Origin of the sequence: Streptomyces sp. NBC_00322 (assembly GCF_036147535.1) — a bacterium.
GTDB lineage: Bacteria > Actinomycetota > Actinomycetes > Streptomycetales > Streptomycetaceae > Streptomyces.
This window is the reverse complement of the sequence record NZ_CP108019.1, coordinates 2,539,121-2,558,852: the sequence shown is the minus strand read 5'-3', so window position 1 is coordinate 2,558,852 and position 19,732 is coordinate 2,539,121. Positions and strand designations below refer to the sequence as shown.

General features: G+C 69.0%; 15 protein-coding genes and 1 pseudogene. 11 read left to right on the top strand and 5 right to left on the bottom strand.

Annotation, left to right across the window (positions count from 1 at the left end; all coding sequences use genetic code 11):
• Positions 1-7: 7 nt before the first annotated feature.
• A complete protein-coding gene (locus tag OG905_RS11480; RefSeq protein WP_328667633.1) occupies positions 8-1,840 on the top strand; it encodes an IucA/IucC family protein in 1,833 nt (610 codons plus the stop codon).
• Between the two features lie 49 nt (positions 1,841-1,889).
• Entirely contained in the window at positions 1,890-3,884 is a 1,995-nt protein-coding gene (locus OG905_RS11475) for an ATP-dependent DNA helicase (RefSeq protein ID WP_328667632.1), read from the top strand.
• A gap of 100 nt (positions 3,885-3,984) precedes the next feature.
• On the opposite strand, the gene lexA is transcribed toward OG905_RS11475, so the two are convergent.
• Positions 3,985-4,770 carry a transcriptional repressor LexA gene (lexA, locus tag OG905_RS11470; RefSeq protein WP_142213283.1) on the bottom strand — a complete coding sequence of 262 codons (786 nt, stop codon included), beginning with the start codon at positions 4,768-4,770 and terminating at the stop codon, positions 3,985-3,987.
• A gap of 600 nt (positions 4,771-5,370) precedes the next feature.
• Between lexA and nrdR the strand changes: the two genes are divergently transcribed.
• Both nrdR and OG905_RS11460 read left to right on the top strand, forming a co-directional pair.
• The gene (gene nrdR / locus OG905_RS11465; RefSeq protein WP_266489153.1) at positions 5,371-5,883 is read left to right on the top strand and encodes a transcriptional regulator NrdR; all 513 of its coding nucleotides are present in this window, start codon (positions 5,371-5,373) and stop codon (positions 5,881-5,883) included.
• 173 nt (positions 5,884-6,056) lie between these two features.
• On the top strand, positions 6,057-8,954 hold the full coding sequence (locus tag OG905_RS11460; RefSeq protein WP_328667631.1) for a vitamin B12-dependent ribonucleotide reductase: 2,898 nt from the start codon (positions 6,057-6,059) through the stop codon (positions 8,952-8,954).
• A gap of 77 nt (positions 8,955-9,031) precedes the next feature.
• On the opposite strand, the gene OG905_RS11455 is transcribed toward OG905_RS11460, so the two are convergent.
• Complete coding sequence (locus OG905_RS11455) at positions 9,032-9,553, bottom strand: TerD family protein (protein ID WP_328667630.1); 522 nt, start codon at positions 9,551-9,553, stop codon at positions 9,032-9,034.
• Positions 9,554-9,719: 166 nt separating this feature from the next.
• Between OG905_RS11455 and OG905_RS11450 the strand changes: the two genes are divergently transcribed.
• From OG905_RS11450 to OG905_RS11440, 3 genes are all read left to right on the top strand, one after another.
• A complete protein-coding gene (locus OG905_RS11450) occupies positions 9,720-10,325 on the top strand; it encodes a YdbC family protein (RefSeq protein WP_328667629.1) in 606 nt (201 codons plus the stop codon).
• Between the two features lie 92 nt (positions 10,326-10,417).
• The gene (locus OG905_RS11445) at positions 10,418-11,077 is read left to right on the top strand and encodes a histidine phosphatase family protein (protein WP_328667628.1); all 660 of its coding nucleotides are present in this window, start codon (positions 10,418-10,420) and stop codon (positions 11,075-11,077) included.
• Positions 11,078-11,089: 12 nt separating this feature from the next.
• Positions 11,090-11,998 (top strand): ADP-ribosylglycohydrolase family protein, encoded by a 909-nt coding sequence (locus OG905_RS11440; protein WP_328667627.1) that lies wholly within the window; start codon positions 11,090-11,092, stop codon positions 11,996-11,998.
• A gap of 102 nt (positions 11,999-12,100) precedes the next feature.
• On the opposite strand, the gene OG905_RS11435 is transcribed toward OG905_RS11440, so the two are convergent.
• Positions 12,101-13,657 carry an MFS transporter gene (locus OG905_RS11435; RefSeq protein ID WP_328667626.1) on the bottom strand — a complete coding sequence of 519 codons (1,557 nt, stop codon included), beginning with the start codon at positions 13,655-13,657 and terminating at the stop codon, positions 12,101-12,103.
• 119 nt (positions 13,658-13,776) lie between these two features.
• On the opposite strand from OG905_RS11435, the gene OG905_RS11430 reads away from it, so the two are divergent.
• From OG905_RS11430 to OG905_RS11420, 3 genes are all read left to right on the top strand, one after another.
• Positions 13,777-14,403, top strand: coding sequence for a TetR/AcrR family transcriptional regulator (locus tag OG905_RS11430; protein ID WP_443044067.1), 627 nt, complete (start codon positions 13,777-13,779; stop codon positions 14,401-14,403).
• Positions 14,404-14,522: 119 nt separating this feature from the next.
• Positions 14,523-15,224 (top strand): ribonuclease HII, encoded by a 702-nt coding sequence (locus OG905_RS11425; protein ID WP_266489170.1) that lies wholly within the window; start codon positions 14,523-14,525, stop codon positions 15,222-15,224.
• Between the two features lie 82 nt (positions 15,225-15,306).
• Positions 15,307-15,930 carry a hypothetical protein gene (locus tag OG905_RS11420; protein WP_328667624.1) on the top strand — a complete coding sequence of 208 codons (624 nt, stop codon included), beginning with the start codon at positions 15,307-15,309 and terminating at the stop codon, positions 15,928-15,930.
• Between the two features lie 193 nt (positions 15,931-16,123).
• Here OG905_RS11420 and OG905_RS11415 read toward each other — a convergent pair whose 3' ends face one another.
• Positions 16,124-16,753 carry a hypothetical protein gene (locus OG905_RS11415; RefSeq protein WP_328667623.1) on the bottom strand — a complete coding sequence of 210 codons (630 nt, stop codon included), beginning with the start codon at positions 16,751-16,753 and terminating at the stop codon, positions 16,124-16,126.
• Positions 16,754-16,980: 227 nt separating this feature from the next.
• The gene (locus OG905_RS11410; protein ID WP_328667622.1) at positions 16,981-19,167 is read right to left on the bottom strand and encodes a RecQ family ATP-dependent DNA helicase; all 2,187 of its coding nucleotides are present in this window, start codon (positions 19,165-19,167) and stop codon (positions 16,981-16,983) included.
• 111 nt (positions 19,168-19,278) lie between these two features.
• Here OG905_RS11410 and OG905_RS11405 point away from each other — a divergent pair.
• A pseudogene (locus tag OG905_RS11405) lies at positions 19,279-19,716 on the top strand (DUF4192 domain-containing protein); the annotation flags it as partial.
• Positions 19,717-19,732 lie beyond the last annotated feature (16 nt).

The window sequence follows — 19,732 nt, the reverse complement described above, 5'->3', positions numbered from 1 at the left end:
AGTCCTCGTGCCGAAGTCCCCTGCCACCCACGACTCCGAACAGCCGCCCGCCGTCCCGTTCACCCCTCCCGGTCTGACCTCGGGGACCTGGAGCCGGGCGGCGGGGCGCCTCCTCGCCAAAATGCTCGGGGAGTTCGCCTACGAAGAGATCATCGAGCCGGTCCCGGACCGCGGGGCCCCTGCCTCCGCGTCCCCCGCCCGCTACACACTCGCGCTGGACGACGGTGGCAGCCTGTCCTTCCGAGCCGGGCGCGGAGCGTACGGAAGCTGGAGAGTCGACCCGGACTCCATCGAGCACGAGGGCCGGCCCTTCACCGACCCGCTCGCGTTCCTCGTCCGGGCCCGCGACCGGCTCGCCGTCGACGGCGCCACGCTCGGCCATCTCCTGCGCGAGCTGACCACCACCCTCGTCTCGGACACCGGACTCGACCACGACGCACTCACCGCGGCGGAGCTCGCCGACCTCGGCTACGCCGAACTCGAAGGCCACCAGACCGGTCACCCCTTGATCGTCCTCAACAAGGGCCGCATCGGGTTCTCCGCCACGGACACCGCCCGCTGGTCGCCCGAGTCCCGCCGACCCGCCCAGCTCCCCTGGATCGCGGTCAGCTCCGCTCTCGCCGCCTACCGGGGCGTCTCCCGGCTGTCCCACCCCGAGGACCTGTACGCCCGTGAGCTGGACGCGTCCGTCCGTACGTCCTTCGCCGCCGTGCTGCGTGCCAGGGGCCTCGACCCGGACGCGTATCTCTATCTGCCCGTACATCCCTGGCAGTGGGACGAGGTACTCGTGCCTCTCTTCGCCCCCGCGATCGCACAAGGAGCCATCGTTCCGCTCCCCACGGACGGTGATCTGCGGCTGCCGCAGCAGTCCATCCGCACCTTCGTGAACCTGGACCGCACCGACCGGCACACCGTGAAGCTGCCGCTGTCCATCCTGAACACCCTGGTCTGGCGGGGCCTGCCCACCGAGCGGACCCTTGCCGCTCCCGCCGTGACCTCCTGGGTGTGCGGACTGTGCGACGCCGACCCGTTCCTGCGTGACGAGTGCGGCGTGATCCTGCTCGGCGAAGTCGCATCGGTCACCGTCGAGCACCCCTTCTACGATCACCTGCCCGAGGTGCCGTACCAGTACAAGGAACTCCTCGGCGCGATCTGGCGCGAGCCCCTGCAGCCCCGTCTCGCTCCTGGCGAGCGGGCACGCACTCTCGCCTCGCTGCTGCACGTCGACCGTGAGGGCAGGTCCTTCACAGCGGAGCTCGTCTCCCGTTCCGGACTCGCTCCCGCGGTCTGGCTCCAGCGGCTCTTCTCCGCGCTGCTCCCGCCCCTGCTGCACTTCCTCTACCGCTACGGCACCGTCTTCTCCCCGCACGGCGAGAACGCCATCGTCGTCCACGACGACCACGACGTACCCGTCCGTCTGGCGATCAAGGACTTCGTCGACGACGTCAACATCAGCGCCCAGCCGCTCCCCGAGCACGACTCCATGCCCGACGACGTACGCAAGACGCTTCTCACCGAGGAGCCCGCCTTCCTGACGCAGTTCATCCACTCAGGGCTCTTCGTCGGCGTCTTCCGCTTTCTCGCACCCCTATGTGAGGAGCAACTGGGTGTGCCGGAGGCTCAGTTCTTCTCGCTCGTACGGGCGGAGATCCTGCGCCATCAGGCCCGCTTCCCGCAGCTCAAGGAACGATTCGAGACGTTCGACCTGCTCACGCCGGACATCGAGCGCCTCTGTCTCAACCGCAACCGACTGCATCTGGACGGCTACCGTGACCGCCCCGACCGTCCCCATGCCGCAGTCCACGGCACCGTCCCCAATCCGCTGAGCCCGGCACGATGACCCGATCCGGGATCGGGCTGTCAGTGGCGCCCCGTAGGGTGGACTGGCTATGACGAAGCCATCCCTCCCCGAGCTCCTCCATGCCGCCGTCACCGCCGTCGGCGGCGTGGAACGGCCAGGCCAGGTCACCATGGCCGAGGCCGTCGCAGAAGCGGTCGACAACAATTCCCATCTGCTTGCCCAGGCCGGCACCGGTACCGGAAAGTCGCTCGGCTATCTGGTGCCCGCCCTGGCGCACGGGGAGAGGGTCGTGGTGGCCACAGCCACCCTCGCCCTGCAGCGGCAGCTCGTGGAGCGTGATCTTCCGCGGACGGTCGAGGCGCTGCACCCGCTGCTGCGCCGGCGGCCGGAGTTCGCCATGCTCAAGGGGCGTTCCAACTATCTGTGTCTGCACCGCCTCCACGAGGGAGTGCCGCAGGATGAGGAAGACGGCCTCTTCGATCAGTTCGAGGCCGCCGCACCCACCAGCAAGCTCGGGCAGGATCTGCTCCGGATGCGCGACTGGGCCGACGAGACCGAGACCGGGGACCGCGACGATCTCACGCCTGGCGTCTCCGACCGGGCCTGGTCGCAGGTCTCCGTCTCGTCCCGGGAGTGCCTGGGGGCGTCGAAGTGCGCATACGGCGCGGAGTGCTTCGCCGAGGCGGCCCGCGAGCGCGCGAAGCTGGCCGATGTCGTGGTCACGAACCACGCGCTTCTCGCGATCGACGCGATCGAGGGCGCCCCGGTGCTCCCGCAGCACGAGGTGCTGATCGTCGACGAGGCCCATGAGCTGGTCTCCCGGGTGACAGGCGTCGCGACCGGCGAGCTCACACCAGGCCAGGTCAACCGTGCCGTGCGCCGCGCCGCCAAGCTGGTCAACGAGAAGGCAGCGGATGCTCTGCAGACGGCGTCCGAGACCTTCGAGCGGGTGATGGAGCTCGCGCTCCCCGGCCGGCTCGAAGAGATCCCCGAGGACCTCGGATACGCCCTGATGGCACTGCGCGACGCCGCGCGCACGGTCATCTCGGCCCTCGGCAGCACCCGCGACAAGTCCGTCCAGGACGAGGACGCCGTACGCAAGCAAGCGCTCGCCTCCGTCGAGAACATCCATGACGTTGCCGAGCGCATCACGCAGGGTTCCGAGTACGACGTCGTCTGGTTCGAGCGACACGATCGTTTCGGCGCGTCCCTGCGGGTGGCACCGCTCTCCGTCGCCGGTCTGCTGCGCGAGAAGCTCTTCGCGGAGCGCTCGGTGGTGCTGACCTCGGCCACGCTCAAGCTCGGCGGCGATTTCAACGGCGTCGGGGCCTCCCTCGGTCTGGCTCCCGAGGGCACCGCGGAAGCGGCCACGGGCGAAGGTGACGAGGTCACCAGCCCGCAGTGGAAGGGGCTCGACGTCGGTTCGCCCTTCGACTATCCGAAGCAGGGCATCCTCTACGTCGCGCGCCATCTGGCGACGCCCGGCCGGGAAGGCTCCCGCGGGGACATGATGGACGAGCTCGCCGAGCTGGTGGAGGCGGCCGGCGGTCGTACGCTCGGTCTCTTCTCCTCGATGCGGGCCGCCCAGGCGGCCGCCGAGGAGCTGCGCGGCAGGCTCGAGAAGCCGATCCTGCTCCAGGGCGAGGAAACGCTGGGCGAGCTGATCAAGGCCTTCGCCGCCGACCCGGAGACCTGTCTGTTCGGCACCCTCTCCCTGTGGCAGGGCGTGGATGTGCCGGGAGCCAGCTGCCAGCTGGTCGTGATGGACCGGATCCCGTTCCCACGCCCCGACGACCCGCTGATGAGTGCCCGGCAGAAGGCCGTGGAGGAGGCGGGCGGCAATGGCTTCATGGCTGTCGCCGCCACGCACGCCGCCCTGTTGATGGCCCAGGGCGCCGGCCGTCTCGTACGCGCGACGGGCGACCGGGGCGTCGTCGCCGTACTCGACCCGCGGCTGGCCAATGCCCGGTACGGCAGCTATCTGCGCGCCTCGCTGCCCGACTTCTGGTACACGACGGACCGTAACCAGGTGCGCCGATCGCTGGCCGCGATCGACGCCTCGGCCAAGGCGGACGGCAGGTAGGGCCAGCGACGGCAGGTTGGAACCATGACGGCGGGCAGGAACAACTGGGCCCCGGGACCGGCGCAGTGGGTCCCGGGGCCGGTCAGAGCCGACGGGCCTGTCACACCCGCCGCAGCACCGCCACCACCTTGCCGAGGATGGTCGCCTCATCACCCGGAATCGGCTGGTACGCCGCGTTGTGCGGGAGGAGCCACACATGGCCGTTCTCCCGCTTGAAGCGCTTGACCGTGGCCTCGCCGTCCAGCATCGCGGCCACGATGTCGCCGTTCTCCGCGACGGGCTGGCGGCGCACGGTCACCCAGTCGCCGTCGCAGATCGCGGCCTCGATCATCGAGTCGCCGACGACCTTCAGCACGAACAACTCGCCGTCACCCACAAGCTGGCGGGGCAGCGGGAAGACGTCCTCGACGGACTCTTCGGCGAGGATCGGGCCACCGGCCGCGATCCGGCCGACGAGCGGCACATACGAGGCGGCGGGCTTGCCGGTCGTGTCGGTCGGCTGCGTGCTGGGCTGGTCGGAGCCGCGCACCTCGTACGCCCTGGGGCGGTGCGGGTCCCGGCGCAGGAAGCCCTTGCGCTCCAGAGCCATGAGCTGGTGTGCCACGGAAGAAGTGCTGGACAGCCCGACCGCCTGGCCGATCTCACGCATCGACGGCGGGTATCCCCGACGCTGTACGGAGTCACGGATCACCTCGATGACGCGCCGCTGCCGATCCGTGAGACCGGAGCTGTCGGCTCGGATCCCTGGAGGTCGGCCGGGCAGCGAACGCGTGGGCTTGGGCCCCTCGGGTGTCGTGGCTGCGTCATTCATGGCATGCACCGGCTCGAATCGGTTCTGGGAGCGGTCCTGGGCAGTGATGGTGGCACTGTCTGCGGTGGTGGTCACGTCGGCCCCTCTCGAATGGTCTCCCTAGCTGGACAACGGTAGTGGGTTTCGAAAGGTTGCGCCAAACACACGTTCGAGTGAAAAATCGCAGATTGCCTGACGCGAGCGCCTGGCTGGGTGTATGTGCGAACGATCGGGCCGTAAAGCGAATCGGGCCACGACGGTAACCCTCACCGCCGGCATGCGGTGGAGCGGGGTGTTACCGGGTGATTCCCAGTCTTGCACTCGGGGGCCCGGAATCCACGGAGCCGCGCGATTCCCGTAACCTCGTAGCCGGTCCCGTCCGGCGTGCGCGCGACGTTTCCGCGCCCGTCCTGCGTCGCTCCCGTGCCGGTTCCGCGTCGGCCCTCGCGGCTTCGATGGCGCGGTGTCACCACCCGTACGCCTGCTGTGTGCAGGCGTGGCCGCGCGACACGCGCTGAGGCTCGAAAATGCGACCAAACCCCAGATCTAGTGGTTGGATTGTGTCCGTAGCCCAGAAGTTGTGGTCCCCGGTCCTTCAAGACCGCGGCCATCGCCTATGCTTGGGGCTGCTTCGAAGGGCTTCGACCGCCCTGTCGAGGCTATTCAGTCGTGCAGTGAAGGAGGGGGTTGGGAGCCATGCACTGCCCCTTCTGCAGGCACCCCGACAGCCGTGTCGTCGACAGTCGCACCACCGACGACGGAACGTCGATCCGGCGTCGCCGGCAGTGTCCTGACTGCTCCCGCCGCTTCACGACGGTGGAAACCGCCTCGCTGATGGTGATCAAGCGCAGCGGCGTGACCGAGCCCTTCAGCCGTACGAAGGTCATCTCCGGCGTCCGCAAGGCATGCCAGGGGCGGCCGGTCACCGAGGACGCCCTCGCCAAGCTCGGCCAGCGGGTCGAGGAAGCGGTGCGCGCCACCGGCAGTGCCGAGCTGACCACCCACGACGTGGGCCTGGCCATACTCGGCCCCCTGCAGGAACTCGACCTCGTCGCGTACCTGCGCTTCGCGTCCGTGTACCGGGCTTTCGACTCACTCGAAGACTTCGAGGCCGCCATCGCGGAACTCCGCGAACAACGGCCTCCCGCAGAGAAATGCGGGAGCGGCGAGACCCTTGAGGTCCCCGTGCCCGCCACCGCCGCGGACTGAGCAACACCTGGCTGAGCGGTTCGGCCCGCCCCAGCGGCCCGCCGATCGCCGGTAGAGCGGCAAAAGACCTGTCACGGGCGCTGTGCGCTGGCGCCCGAGGCATCAGACACAGAACTGTGCCACGGGAAGAAGTGGGCACTTCAGGGCGTTTTTGCCCATGTATGGGAGGCGGCATGACAGAGACGACGAGCGGCCCGGCACGAGGGTCCCGCCCCAAGGGATCCAAGGCGAGCAAGGGCCTGCGTATCGAGCGAATCCACACCACCCCCGGCGTGCATCCGTACGACGAGGTGGTCTGGGAGCGCCGTGACGTCGTCATGACCAACTGGCGCGACGGCTCGGTCAATTTCGAGCAGCGTGGCGTCGAGTTCCCCGACTTCTGGTCGGTGAACGCGGTCAACATCGTCACCAGCAAGTACTTCCGCGGGGCCGTCGGCACCCCGCAGCGCGAGACCGGTCTCAAGCAGCTGATCGACCGGATCGTGAAGACGTACCGGAAGGCCGGCGAGGACTACAACTACTTCGCCTCGCCCGCCGACGCCGAGATCTTCGAGCACGAGCTGGCGTACGCCCTCCTGCACCAGATCTTCAGCTTCAACTCGCCGGTGTGGTTCAACGTCGGCACGCCCCAGCCGCAGCAGGTCTCCGCCTGCTTCATCCTGGCCGTCGACGACTCCATGGAGTCGATCCTCGACTGGTACAAGGAAGAGGGCATGATCTTCAAGGGCGGCTCCGGCGCCGGCCTGAACCTCTCCCGGATCCGTTCCTCCAAGGAACTGCTCTCCTCCGGCGGCAACGCCTCGGGTCCCGTCTCCTTCATGCGTGGCGCCGACGCGTCCGCAGGAACGATCAAGTCCGGCGGCGCCACACGCCGCGCGGCCAAGATGGTCATCCTCGACGTCGACCACCCCGACATCGAGAACTTCATCGAGACCAAGGTCAAGGAAGAGGAGAAGATCCGCGCGCTGCGTGACGCGGGCTTCGACATGGACCTGGGCGGCGACGACATCACGTCCGTCCAGTACCAGAACGCCAACAACTCGGTCCGTGTGAACAATGAGTTCATGAAGGCCGTCGAGTCCGGCGGCAAGTTCGGGCTGCGTGCCCGGATGACCGGCGACGTCATCGAGGAGGTCGACGCCAAGTCGCTCTTCCGCAAGATGGCCGAGGCCGCCTGGGCCTGCGCCGACCCCGGCATCCAGTACGACGACACCATCAACCACTGGCACACCTGCCCCGAGTCCGGCCGGATCAACGGCTCGAACCCGTGCAGCGAGTACATGCACCTGGACAACACCTCGTGCAACCTTGCCTCGCTGAACCTCATGAAGTTCCTGAAGGACGACGGCGAGGGCCACCAGTCCTTCGACATCGAGCGCTTCGCCAAGGTCGTCGAGCTGGTCATCACCGCGATGGACATCTCCATCTGCTTCGCGGACTTCCCCACGCAGAAGATCGGCGAGAACACCCGCGCCTTCCGTCAGCTGGGCATCGGCTACGCCAACCTCGGCGCCCTGCTGATGGCTACGGGCCACGCGTACGACTCGGACGGCGGGCGGGCGCTCGCCGGCGCCATCACCTCGCTGATGACGAGTACCTCGTACAAGCGCTCCGCCGAGCTCGCCGCGGTCGTCGGTCCGTACGACGGCTACGCCCGCAACGCCGCTCCGCACAAGCGCGTCATGAAGCAGCACGCCGACGCCAACGCCGTGGCCGTCCGCATGGACGACCTGGACACGCCGATCTGGGCCGCCGCCACGGAGGCCTGGCAGGACGTGATCCGTCTCGGCGAGAAGAACGGTTTCCGTAACTCCCAGGCGTCCGTCATCGCCCCGACCGGCACCATCGGCCTCGCGATGTCCTGCGACACCACCGGCCTGGAGCCCGACCTCGCGCTGGTCAAGTTCAAGAAGCTGGTCGGCGGCGGCTCGATGCAGATCGTCAACGGCACGGTGCCGCAGGCGCTGCGCCGTCTCGGCTACCAGCCGGAGCAGATCGAGGCGATCGTCGCCCACATCGCCGAGCACGGCAATGTCGTCGACGCCCCCGGTCTGAAGACCGCGCACTACGAGGTCTTCGACTGCGCCATGGGTGAGCGCTCCATCTCCGCGATGGGTCACGTCCGCATGATGGCCGCCATCCAGCCGTGGATCTCGGGCGCGCTCTCCAAGACGGTCAACCTCCCGGAGACCGCCACGGTCGAGGATGTCGAAGAGGTCTACTTCGAGGCGTGGAAGATGGGCGTCAAGGCGCTCGCGATCTACCGCGACAACTGCAAGGTCGGCCAGCCTCTCTCCGCCAAGACCAAGGGCAACCAGAGCCCCGAAGCCACCGCAGCGGCCGAGAAGGCCGAGGGGACGATCCGGGCCGCGGTCGAGAAGGTCGTCGAGTACCGCCCCGTCCGCAAGCGCCTTCCCAAGGGCCGTCCCGGCATCACCACCTCCTTCACGGTGGGCGGCGCCGAGGGCTACATGACCGCCAACTCCTACCCGGACGACGGTCTCGGCGAGGTCTTCCTGAAGATGTCGAAGCAGGGCTCGACCCTCGCGGGCATGATGGACGCCTTCTCGATCGCCGTGTCGGTGGGTCTGCAGTACGGCGTGCCGCTGGAGACCTACGTCTCGAAGTTCACCAACATGCGCTTCGAGCCGGCCGGTATGACGGACGACCCGGACGTGCGGATGGCGCAGTCGATCGTCGACTACATCTTCCGCCGCCTGGCGCTGGACTTCCTGCCCTTCGAGACGCGCTCCGCGCTCGGCATCCACTCGGCCGAGGAGCGTCAGCGTCACCTGGAGACCGGTTCGTACGAGCCGTCCGACGAGGAGATGGACGTCGAGGGTCTGGCCCAGTCCGCCCCGCGCCAGCAGCAGGAGACGCTGAAGCCGGTCGCCGCCCCCAAGCTGGATATCCCGGCTCCGAAGGAGGCGCACACCTCGGCGGAGCTCGTCGAGATGCAGCTGGGCATCAGCGCGGACGCACCGCTGTGCTTCTCCTGCGGGACGAAGATGCAGCGGGCCGGCTCCTGCTACATCTGCGAGGGCTGCGGCTCGACCAGCGGTTGCAGCTGACGGCACCCATTGAATGAGAGGGAGGGGCGCCCGGCCACCGTGCCGGGCGCCCCTCCCTTCCTCTTCCCAGCCGCTGATCAGCTGCCCATCAGCTCGACGAAGGACTGAGGGTCGGCGTCGTACCCGCGGACGGTTTCGTGGAATTGCCACTCGCCCGCATCGCTGCGGACGAACTCGCCCACCACGGCCGCGGTGGATTCCTGGACGGCGGCGAAGTCGTTCTGCGTCAGCTCGGTGTGTCCTTCGAGGATGCGGACGAGGGTGTTCGCAATGTCGGAGAACACCCGGCGTCCGTCCCGCTGCTGGATGACCACACCCACGACGACGCGGCCGTACGTGGCCGCCAGCCGGTCGAACTCCAGCGTCATGACCTCGTCGGAGCCGAAGCCCTGACCGGTCTTGCTGTCCCTGATCAGGATGATCGTGCCATCCGGTGACCGGCTGTCGAAGTGGACGACGTACGCCGGTTCACCGTGTGGGGCCTCCGCCCGGTACGTCGCGGCGACGATGTCGAGATCATGCGCCGGCTCACCCAGGGGACTCGGATCCCACCGCAGGGTCACCTCAGCCTTCCGGACCCCCTTGTTGAGACTGCTCACCAGATTCCCCTTCCCCGTAACTGCCGGGAGTGTCACGTCGGTTGACCATGCTGTCACGGCTCGCTGCCCTAGAAGGCGTGGGTGCGCAGGGAGGCTGGGAGAGCTGCTGATGGCGGACTCCGCCGGAGAGTGACCGGGGCCACGTTCCGCGCCGTACGATGGCGCGGTGCTGGTCAAGTGGATTCGCTGCACCGTCGTGGACCGTCGTGGGTTCGAGCGGGGGCAGCGGAAGTGGGCGGGGCTGCTGGGTGAGCCGGGATTCCGGGGACAGGGTGGCGGGTGGAGCAAGGGGCGGCCGCATGTCGCGCATGTTTTTACCTTTTGGGAGAGCCGGGCGTTCTACGACTCGTTCATGGCGCGCTCCCATGACCGGCTGGCGTCCGGGCAGACAGGCACGTACAAGGACATACAGGTCAAGCTCTTCGACTATCGCTTCGATGTGAAGACCGGGTTCGAGCCGCGGTTCACGGACGCCGATGTCGTACGGGTCGCGCACTGCCGGGTGCGCGAGGACCGGGTCGAGCACTACGCGCTGATGCAGGAGAAGGTGTGGAACCCGGCGATGGCCGGGTCGCCGGGAATGGTGCGCGGCTTGTTCGGGGAGGCGCCGGGGAGCGAGTTCCTGGTGATGTCGATGTGGCAGTCGGCGGCGGAGCACGGGAAGTACCGCCGAGAGCGGGTCGAGCGGCTCCTGCTGCGTGCGCAGACCGAGGCGGATGTCTCGGCGCTCGCCGGTGATGTGGTGCAGCTCGAACCGTCCTGGACGGTATGAGGCCGACCGCCCCGCCCTCTTCGCCAGCCCGATACGCCGGTCGGACCCCTCCCGGCTGCTCGGCCGAGTCCGGACCGATCTACTGTCGTGACATGGCACGACCGCAACGCATCGTTCTCGTCCGGCACGGTGAGTCGGAGGGGAACGCCGATGACACTGTGTACGAGCGCGAGCCCGACCATGCGCTGCGGCTGACCCCGACCGGCTGGACGCAGGCCGAGGAGACGGGCGCACGGCTTCGTGAGCTGTTCGGGCGCGAGCGCGTCAGCGTCTACGTCTCGCCCTACCGCCGTACCCATGAGACTTTCCGCGCCTTCGCCCTCGACCCGGAGCTGGTACGGGTCAGGGAGGAGCCGCGGCTGCGCGAGCAGGACTGGGGGAACTGGCAGGACCGGGAGGACGTCCGGCTGCAGAAGGCCTACCGCGACGCCTATGGCCACTTCTTCTACCGCTTCGCCCAGGGGGAGTCGGGAGCGGATGTGTACGACCGGGTCGGGGCGTTCCTGGAGAGTCTGTACCGGAGTTTCGAGTCGCCGGATCATCCGCCGAACGTGCTCCTGGTGACGCACGGACTGACCATGCGGCTGTTCTGCATGCGCTGGTTCCACTGGTCGGTCGCGGAATTCGAATCGCTTTCCAATCCGGACAACGCCGAGACCCGGATTCTGCAGCTCGGCAAGGACGGCCGCTACACCCTTGACCGGCCGTTCGAACGGTGGCGCACACCTGAGCCTTATGGCGTCACCGGATAGAGTGGCAGGAAGATGACCGCTGAATCCTCTCGCGACCGGCGCTTCGAACGCGCCCTGGACAGCCTGCGCGGACTGTCCGTGGGAGACGCCCTGGGCTCCCAGTTCTTCGTTCCTTCGAACTATCCATTGCTGAAACGGCGTGCCCTGCCGCCGGGCCCCTGGCAGTGGACCGACGACACCGAGATGGCCTGCTCCGTGCTGTCCGTGCTCGCGGCCCATGACCGGGTGGACCAGGACGCACTCGCTCAGTCCTTCGCCGAGCACCACGACTTCGACCGAGGCTATGGTCCTGCCGTCAACCGTATGCTCCGGCTGATCAGGGAGGGCGGCGACTGGCGTGAACTCGCCGCCGCGCTCTTCAAGGGCCAGGGCTCGTGGGGCAACGGTTCCGCGATGCGCATCGCGCCCCTCGGTGCCTGGTACGCCGCCGATCCCGAGCAGGCCACCCACCAGGCCGAGATCTCCTCGTACACCACGCACCAGCACCGGGAGGCCGTGGTCGGGGCGATGGCCGTGGCGGCCGCCGCCGCGCTGGCCGCGGATCCGGCCGGGCCGCCGGGGGCCGAGGACCTGCTCGACGGCGTAATCGCGCTCGTACCGCGCAGCGCTGTGGGAGCCGGACTCCGCCGGGCGCGGGACATGCTCGACTACAACGATGCGGGGACGGTCGCGGCGGTCCTCGGCAGCGGTCGGCGCACCAGTGCGCATGACACCGTTCCGTTCGCGCTGTGGTCCGCGGCCCGCTCGCTCGGCGACTTCGAGCGGGCTTTCTGGACGACCGCCCAAGTGGGCGGAGATGTCGACACGACCTGTGCCATCGCCTGCGGTGTGGTCGCCGCGGGCAAGTCGGGACAGCCGCCGGCTGCCTGGCTGGAGCAGACCGAGCGGCTTCCGGAGTGGGTACCACAGCAGACGCCATGAGTGGCTGCCGCCTCTGCCGCCAGGCTGTCGACTGACCCGGCTCAGGTGAGGTACGGGCCATACCCCCATGTACGGCCCGTACCCCGGCTCCGCGCGGCGGCACTATGCCGCGTGGCCGCCGCCCGCGCCCGCCGCCCCGCTGAGCGCTTCCAGGTCGCTCTTGCGCACCCGGACGACGAACACCGCGGTCAGCACCGCGAGTCCGACCAGTCCGACTCCTGCCCAGAACGCCGTCGCGATGCCTTCCGCGAGCACCTCGTGTCCCCACGGCGGCGGCAACTCGTGCGTCTTGGCGAAGGCTTCCTTCTGGGCCGCTGTCCCATCCGCGAAGAAGAGCGGGATCTGACGTTCCGCCTCCTCGCGGCTGGCGGTGCTGAAGACGGTCATGAGAATCGACAGTCCCAGGGAACCACCCACCATCTGCGTGGCGTTGAGCAGACTGGAAGCCGCACCCGACTCGTGCTGAGCGACGCCGGAGACCGCCGTGAGCGTCGCCGTCACGAAGACCAGACCCATGCCGAATCCGAAGAGCAGCATCGGCCCCAGTACCCCGCCCAGATATGAGCTGCCCGGGTCGAGCACTGTCAGCCACGCCATGCCGCTCCCGGTGAGCACCGCGCCCGCGGCCAGGAAGGGCTTGGGCCCCAGCACCGGCAGGAGCTTGGACGAGATACCGGCGGCGGTCACGATCATCACCGTGACCGGCAGGAACGCCAGACCGGAGGTGATCGGGCTGTAGTCCAGCACGTTCTGCACGAACAGGACGATGAAGAAGAACATGCCGAACATCGCCGCGGCGAGGCTCATCATGATCAGATACGTACCTGAACGGTTGCGGTCGGCGAACATCCGCAGCGGAGTGATCGGCTCCTTCGCCCGCCGCTCGATCAGTACGAACGCCGTGAGCAGCACGACCGCCGCCCCGAAGGCGCCGAGGGTGAGCCGATCGCTCCAGCCGTCATCGGCGGCCCGGATGAAGCCGTAGACCAGGGATGCCATTCCCGCGGTCGAGGTGAGCGCGCCCGCGATGTCGAACCGGCCGGAGTGCCGTTCGGACTCATTGATGAACATCGGTGCGAGCACGGCTATCAGGATGCCGATCGGCAGGTTGACATAGAACACCCAGCGCCAGTTCAGCCACTCGGTGAGCATGCCGCCGGCGAGCAGGCCGATGGCCGCGCCACTGGCCGAGACCGCCGCGAAGATGCCGAACGCGCGGTTGCGCTCGGGGCCTTCGCGGAATGTCGTGGTGATGAGCGCGAGCGCCGTGGGTGAGGCGATGGCGCCGCCGACACCCTGGAGCGCGCGGGCGGCGAGCATCTGCCAGGGCTCCTGCGCCACGCCGCACAGCAGCGAGGCGAAGGTGAAGAGCAGCACGCCGAAGACGAACACCCGCCGCCGGCCGAGAATGTCGCCCGCCCGGCCCCCGAGGAGCAGCAGTCCGCCGAAGGTGAGGGTGTAGGCATTGACCACCCAGGAGAGCTGGGTCGTGGTGAACTCGAGCGCCCCTTGGATGTGCGGGAGAGCGATATTCACAATCGTCGTGTCGAGGACCACCATGAGCTGCAGGGCGGCGATAACGGCGAGGGCGATCCCGGGGCGTCCCTGTCTGCGGGCAGCTCCCGGCTTGGCTGGAGCAGTTAACTGAGAGGTTGTCACTATGGTCCCCCACACGTGAGTTAGTGAACGTATCCGTTCACTGTCGCGTCAACCGTAGAGAATCCCCTTCAGTGAACGCAAGCGTTCACTGAACTCCTGTCCCCAACGGAGAGATGAAGATGGGCAATTCGCGCTGCACCGGCGCCACCGAGACATCCCCGGTCTCGCTGCGCCGCCGAGGACCCGTGCTGGAACGCGCGATCCTCGAGGCCGCTCTGGAACAGCTGAGTACCGTCGGCTGGAGCGGGCTCACGATGGAAGGCGTCGCCGCAGGCGCCCAGACGGGCAAGGCGGCCGTCTACCGGCGCTGGCCGTCGAAGGAGGACCTTGTCGCGGACGCCCTGCAAGCAGGGCTGCCGACTCTGGACGAGGCCGCCGATCACGGCAGCATTCGCGAGGACCTCTTCCAGCTCTGCCGACGCGTGCGCGACGCGATGTACTCCAGGTCGGGCTTCGCCCTGCGTTCGGTGCTTCACGAGTGCGACAGCTCCACAGCCGAGCGCTTCCATGGAGTGATCGTGCGCCAGCTCGTCGAGCCGTCCAATCAGCTGTTCCGCAAGGTGGTGCACCGCGGGGTCGCGCGGGGCGACGTACGGCCCGATGCCACCGGCGATCTGGTCTTCGACGTGATTCCGGGCCTGATGATGTACCGCTCGAAGGTGTGCGGCAGCGAATGGCCCGACGAAGACATCTCCAAGATGATCGATCAGGTGATGGTGCCGCTGCTGCGTCCTCGCAACGGCTGATCGCCGACGCGGAACCGGTGAGCGCGCTGACGCGGATCGGGTGACTGCAGTGACGCGGATGCGGCAAGTGCAATCCGGTTGTCGTGGGTGGGGTGCGGCGGCGTAACCTTGCTGGCGCCATGCCGTACGAACCACCCACCCACACAGTCGAGCGCTCGATCAGAGCCACCACCGGCGCCAAGATCGTCGCTGGTGTCGACGAGGTCGGACGCGGGGCGTGGGCCGGTCCCGTCACGGTGTGCGCGGCGATCACCGGACTGCGCCGACCACCCGCCGGTCTCACCGATTCCAAATTGATCAGCCCGAAGCGTCGTACGGAGCTGGCTGGGCTGCTGGAGCAGTGGGTCACGGCACACGCCCTGGGACACGCCTCGCCGGAGGAGATCGACGAACTGGGGATGACCGCCGCGCTGCGGCTGGCCGCCGTCCGTGCGCTGGACGCGCTCCCGGTCCGGCCGGACGCCGTCATCCTCGACGGCAAGCACGACTACCTCGGCTCCCCCTGGAAGGTCCGTACGGTCATCAAGGGGGACCAGTCCTGCGTCGCGGTGGCCGCTGCCTCCGTGATCGCCAAGGTGCACAGGGACGCGATGATGGCCGAACTGCGCAGCGAATTCGCCGATTTCGGCTTCGACGCCAACGCCGGCTACCCCTCGCCCGTGCACAAGGCTGCCCTCGCGGTGCTGGGGCCCACGCCCTACCACCGGCTTTCCTGGGCCTATCTCGACGCGCTGCCCCAGTGGCGGCACCTCAAGAAGGTGCGCCTGTCCGCCGAGGCGGCCGAACTGGAAAGCGGGGGCCAGCTCGGCTTCGAATTCTGAACCGGCCCTGCCGTCAGGGCAGTCGCACCCATGTGCCCACCCGCCGATGCCTTCCGCGTCGGCATTTGATAGACATCCACTCATGCCTCTCATCCCCGAGGAGCCTCAGATTCACGAGAGTGCCCAGGGTCCCCGCGCTACTCCGGCCGCAGGCCGCACCGCGCCGACCCCCCGTCCCGTACCCGGTCCGCGTTCCGCGGCCTCGCCGCGTCCCGGACACCCGGGCCCCGGTCCGGCCAGGCCCGTTCCGCCGCGTACGCATACCTCTGCCACCTCCGCCGGGCAGCCCCAGGCTCCCCGGCCGGCCAAGCCCTCAGTTCCTCAGATCCAGCTGATCCCCGCTCCGGCCGACGGCGCGCTCGACGCCGCCGACGAGGCTGTCGACCTGCTGCTCGACTCCGGTCGCGCCCCGGCCGACGTCCTGGTGCTCACCACCGGTGAACAACACCCGTGGGCGGCGCACGAACTGTCCTTCGGTGAGGCCGCCTACTGGGCCCAGCATGATGCCCGTGACGACGTCTTCTACGCGGACGCCGCTGCGGTGGGCCGGGCCTCGGCCCGTCCCGTGGTGGTCGTCGCGATCAACGGAGGCGCCGACGACGATGCCGCCCGCGCACTGCCCGCGGCCCTGGCGAAGGCGACCGCTCTGCTGATCGTGTGCGGCGACCCCAAGCGCATCAACACCGCGCTGGGGACGGGCGTCTGAGCCGTAGGTCTCCATGGACCGCGGGGTGTTCACGGACCGCAAGGCCCGCTGAGACCGCGCGGTCTTCGGCGATCGCACGGTCCTGGCGGATCACTCGGCCTGTGCCGAGCAGCCGGTCGGTCGTCCGGCTGCCCACCGGCCGGGCAGCCGGAAAGTTGCCCCTACCGGCCTCCGTCGCCGGCCCCGTGGTCCTTCAGCGGGCGGCGATGCGTCGCAGGGTTTCGGCGGCGCCGCTCGCGGTACGCAGCGGCAGCAGTTCGGCGTCGGTCCCGGCTTCGGAGAGATCGCCCGGCGACGACAGGGAGCTGGGCCGCCGGCCGCCCCGGCCCTCACCGAGCACCTGCCAGCCGCCGCGCGTCAGCGTGATGTACGCCCCGCAGCGCAGCCCATGCAGCGTGCACGCGTCCCGCAGCCCCCACATCCACGCCCCGTCCTCCTCCGTCCAGCGCTCGTCGCCCTCGCGGCAGTAGAGCAGTACGGCGGTGCGTACGGGCGTGCGCCGGCGCAGATCGTGCGGGATGACCCGGCGCAGATGGGCCAGCAGTACGTTGCGAAACTCCCAGCCGTCCACGGGGGCGGAGCGCCGGGCGAACGACGCGCTGGCGGCGAGCCGTTCCTCGTGGTCGAGCACGGCGACAACCGCGATCGCCGGTCTCGGCCGGTGCCGGGTGTGCAGCCCGCTGACCACCTCGCGGGGGTTGCGCAGCAGGGGTATCCCCGCTGCCGCCCACTCGGCCGGTTCGAGCATCCTGGCGAGGCGGCTGGCGGAATTCGCCGACGTGCTGATCGAAGTGGCTGCGGACGGAGCGAATCCGAAGGTCACGTTCCTCCCTTCGCATACGCGCCCACAGTGCGGGCGGGGACGGGTGCGGGCGCACCGCGGCACAGCCCTTCAGGGCCGCGAACGGGCCCGCGGGGAGCGCTCCAATTCTTGCTGGCGCGTGGTCATGCGGCAACGAGCAATTTGGCGTCACCGACGGGAATCGGCGGGTATGAGGCTCATATTCCTCCACTGATCCTGCCCATCCGGAGCTCCTCTGACCCCACTTGTCACCCCTGAACGGCAAGGACCAGCGGAAACACCCCCTTCGCACCGGACCGGCGCAGCAACCGCGCCGTCACGGCGAGGGTCCAGCCGCTGTCCGAAAGATCGTCGATCAGGAGGACAGGTCCGTCGGCCTCGGCCAGCGCCTCTGCCAACCGGGGCGGTACGGCGAACGCCTCGTGCAGGCCGCGCACTCGCTGGGCGCTGTTGGTGCGTGAGATCCGTGCGTCCGCTGCTTCCGGCGCGTACTCGACCGTCCCCAGCAGCGGCATCCGGCCCACTTCGGCGATCCGGGCGCCGAGGGTGCCGACCAGCTGGGGCCTGCTGTGCGAGGCGACAGTGACGACGCCCACCGGCCGCGGAGGGCCGTCCGGAGTGCCGGATGCCCATCCGCCGGGGCCCTTGGCCCAGTCGGCGAGCACGGTCACCACGGCCGTGGCGACATCGTCCGGAACCGGTCCGTCCGGCGCCTGTGGCGCAAGCATCGGCCGGAGCCGGTTGCCCCAGCCGATGTCGGAGAGCCGCCCCAGCGCCCGGCCCGTGAAGCACTGCTCCGTTTCCGGGATACGGCCCTTCAGGTTGATGCCCACCGCCGCAAGCCCGGTCGGCCACATCTTGCGGGGCTCCACGTCCACGCCCGGCCTGCCCAGCTCCCCGCGGGCGGTGTCCAGGGCCGCATCGGAGACCTTGTCGCTGAAGCGGGCACCCGAGCAGTTGTCGCAGCGTCCGCACGGGGCCGCTTCCTCGTCGTCCAACTGCCGCCGCAAGAACTCCATACGGCAGCCAGTCGACCGTGCGTAGTCGCGCATCGCCTGCTGCTCGGACTCGCGCTGCCGGGCGACCCACGCATAGCGCTCGGCGTCGTACGACCAAGGCCGGCCGGTGGTGGTCCAGCCGCCCTTCACCCGGCGCACGGCGCCGTCCACGTCGAGGACCTTGAGCATGGTCTCAAGTCGCGTACGCCGCAGCTCGACCATCGGCTCCAGTGCGGGCAGGGACAGCGGCCTGCCCGCCTCGGCAAGCACGCCGAGGGTACGTCGCACCAACTCCTCGGGCGGAAAGGCCACCGAGGCGAAGTACTGCCAGATCGCCTCGTCCTCCCGGCCCGGCAGCAGCAGCACCTCCGCGTGCTTGACGCCGCGGCCCGCGCGGCCCACCTGCTGGTAGTACGCGATGGGCGAGGAGGGCGAGCCCAGGTGCACGACGAATCCGAGATCGGGCTTGTCGAAGCCCATACCCAGGGCGGACGTGGCGACCAGGGCCTTGACGCGGTTGGCCAGCAAATCCTCCTCGGCCTGCTGCCGGTCTGCGTTCTCCGTGCGGCCGGTGTACGAGGCCACGGTGTGACCGCATTGCCGCAGATACGCCGTGACCTCCTCGGCCGCCGCGACCGTGAGCGTGTAGATGATTCCCGAACCCGGCAGCTCACCGAGGTGATCGGCCAGCCAGGCCAGCCGGGTCGCGGCATCGGGGAGCTGGAGCACACTCAGGCTGAGACTCACCCGGTCCAGCGCGCCGCGCAGCACGAGGGCGTCGGTGCCCGCCCCGGTGCCCAATTGCTCCGCGACGTCCGCGGTCACGCGCGCATTGGCGGTGGCGGTGGTGGCGAGCACCGGGACCCCGGCCGGCAGATCCGCGAGCATGGTGCGCAGCCGCCGGTAGTCGGGCCGGAAGTCATGGCCCCAGTCGGAGATGCAGTGCGCCTCGTCCACGACCAGGAGCCCGGTCGCGGCTGCGAGCTTGGGAAGCACCTGATCCCGGAAATCCGGGTTGTTGAGCCGCTCGGGACTGACCAGCAGCACATCCACCTCTCCGGCGGCCACCTCGTCCTGGACCGTGTCCCACTCCTCGGTATTGGAGGAGTTGATGGTCCGGGCTCGGATACCGGCTCGCGCCGCCGCCTCGACCTGGTTGCGCATGAGCGCGAGCAGGGGGGAGACGATCACGGTCGGGCCGCTGCCGCGCTCGCGCAGCAGCGAGGTCGCGACGAAATACACCGCGGACTTGCCCCAGCCCGTCCGCTGCACGACCAGAGCCCGCCGCTTGTCGGCGACGAGCGCCTCGATCGCCCGCCACTGGTCCTCGCGCAGCCGGGCGGTGCCCGTGGTGTCCGAGACGAGGCGGGCGAGTACTGAATCGGCTGAGGCGCGGAGGTCCGCGGGGTCGGCGAGGTCGAGGTCTGCGTTGGTCATGCCCCCATGCAACCTGATGGCACCGACAAAGCGCGAACGAGGCCGTCGGCCTGTGGATAACGTTATCCACAGGGGTCGCGGGGGTCGGGGCCGCCGCGGGACCGTCGTGCCATGAACAAGCACCACGAAACGACCGGTCCCGCCGACGAGCAGCAGATCACCCTGCGCGGCCCCTCCGAACTGGCCGACGCTCTGCCGTACATGATGGGGTTCCATCCGAACGATTCGATCGTGCTGGTCGCCCTGCACGGCAACCGCGGCCGCTTCGGCGGTCGGCTGAGGCTCGGCATTCCGAGCTCGCCTCGCGAGTGGTCGCCCGTGGCGGAGCAGCTCGCGGAGTGTCTGATCGAGGGCAGTGAGCGCCGTGGCTCCCGGCCCGACGGCATTGTCGTCTTCCTCTGCCAGGACCCGGCCGAGGGCGAGACGAGCCGCCGGGTGATGGAGCGGCTGCGCCCGCTCGCACAAAGACTGAGGACCGCCTGCGGCACCCTCGAGGTGCCGGTCTACGAGGCTCTCTGTATCTCCGACGGCCGTTTCTGGTCCTACTGCACGAGCCATGCCCTCT

Excerpts from the sequence above, each read along its gene's own strand:
- OG905_RS11475 (WP_328667632.1), top strand. The coding sequence starts at position 1,890 with ATGACGAAGCCATCCCTCCCCGAGCTCCTCCATGCCGCCGTCACCGCC.
- nrdR (WP_266489153.1), top strand. The coding sequence starts at position 5,371 with ATGCACTGCCCCTTCTGCAGGCACCCCGACAGCCGTGTCGTCGACAGT.
- OG905_RS11460 (WP_328667631.1), top strand. The coding sequence starts at position 6,057 with ATGACAGAGACGACGAGCGGCCCGGCACGAGGGTCCCGCCCCAAGGGA.
- OG905_RS11445 (WP_328667628.1), top strand. The coding sequence starts at position 10,418 with ATGGCACGACCGCAACGCATCGTTCTCGTCCGGCACGGTGAGTCGGAG.
- OG905_RS11440 (WP_328667627.1), top strand. The coding sequence starts at position 11,090 with ATGACCGCTGAATCCTCTCGCGACCGGCGCTTCGAACGCGCCCTGGAC.
- OG905_RS11430 (WP_443044067.1), top strand. The coding sequence starts at position 13,777 with ATGGGCAATTCGCGCTGCACCGGCGCCACCGAGACATCCCCGGTCTCG.
- OG905_RS11425 (WP_266489170.1), top strand. The coding sequence starts at position 14,523 with ATGCCGTACGAACCACCCACCCACACAGTCGAGCGCTCGATCAGAGCC.
- OG905_RS11420 (WP_328667624.1), top strand. The coding sequence starts at position 15,307 with ATGCCTCTCATCCCCGAGGAGCCTCAGATTCACGAGAGTGCCCAGGGT.
- OG905_RS11410 (WP_328667622.1), bottom strand. The coding sequence starts at position 19,167 with ATGACCAACGCAGACCTCGACCTCGCCGACCCCGCGGACCTCCGCGCC.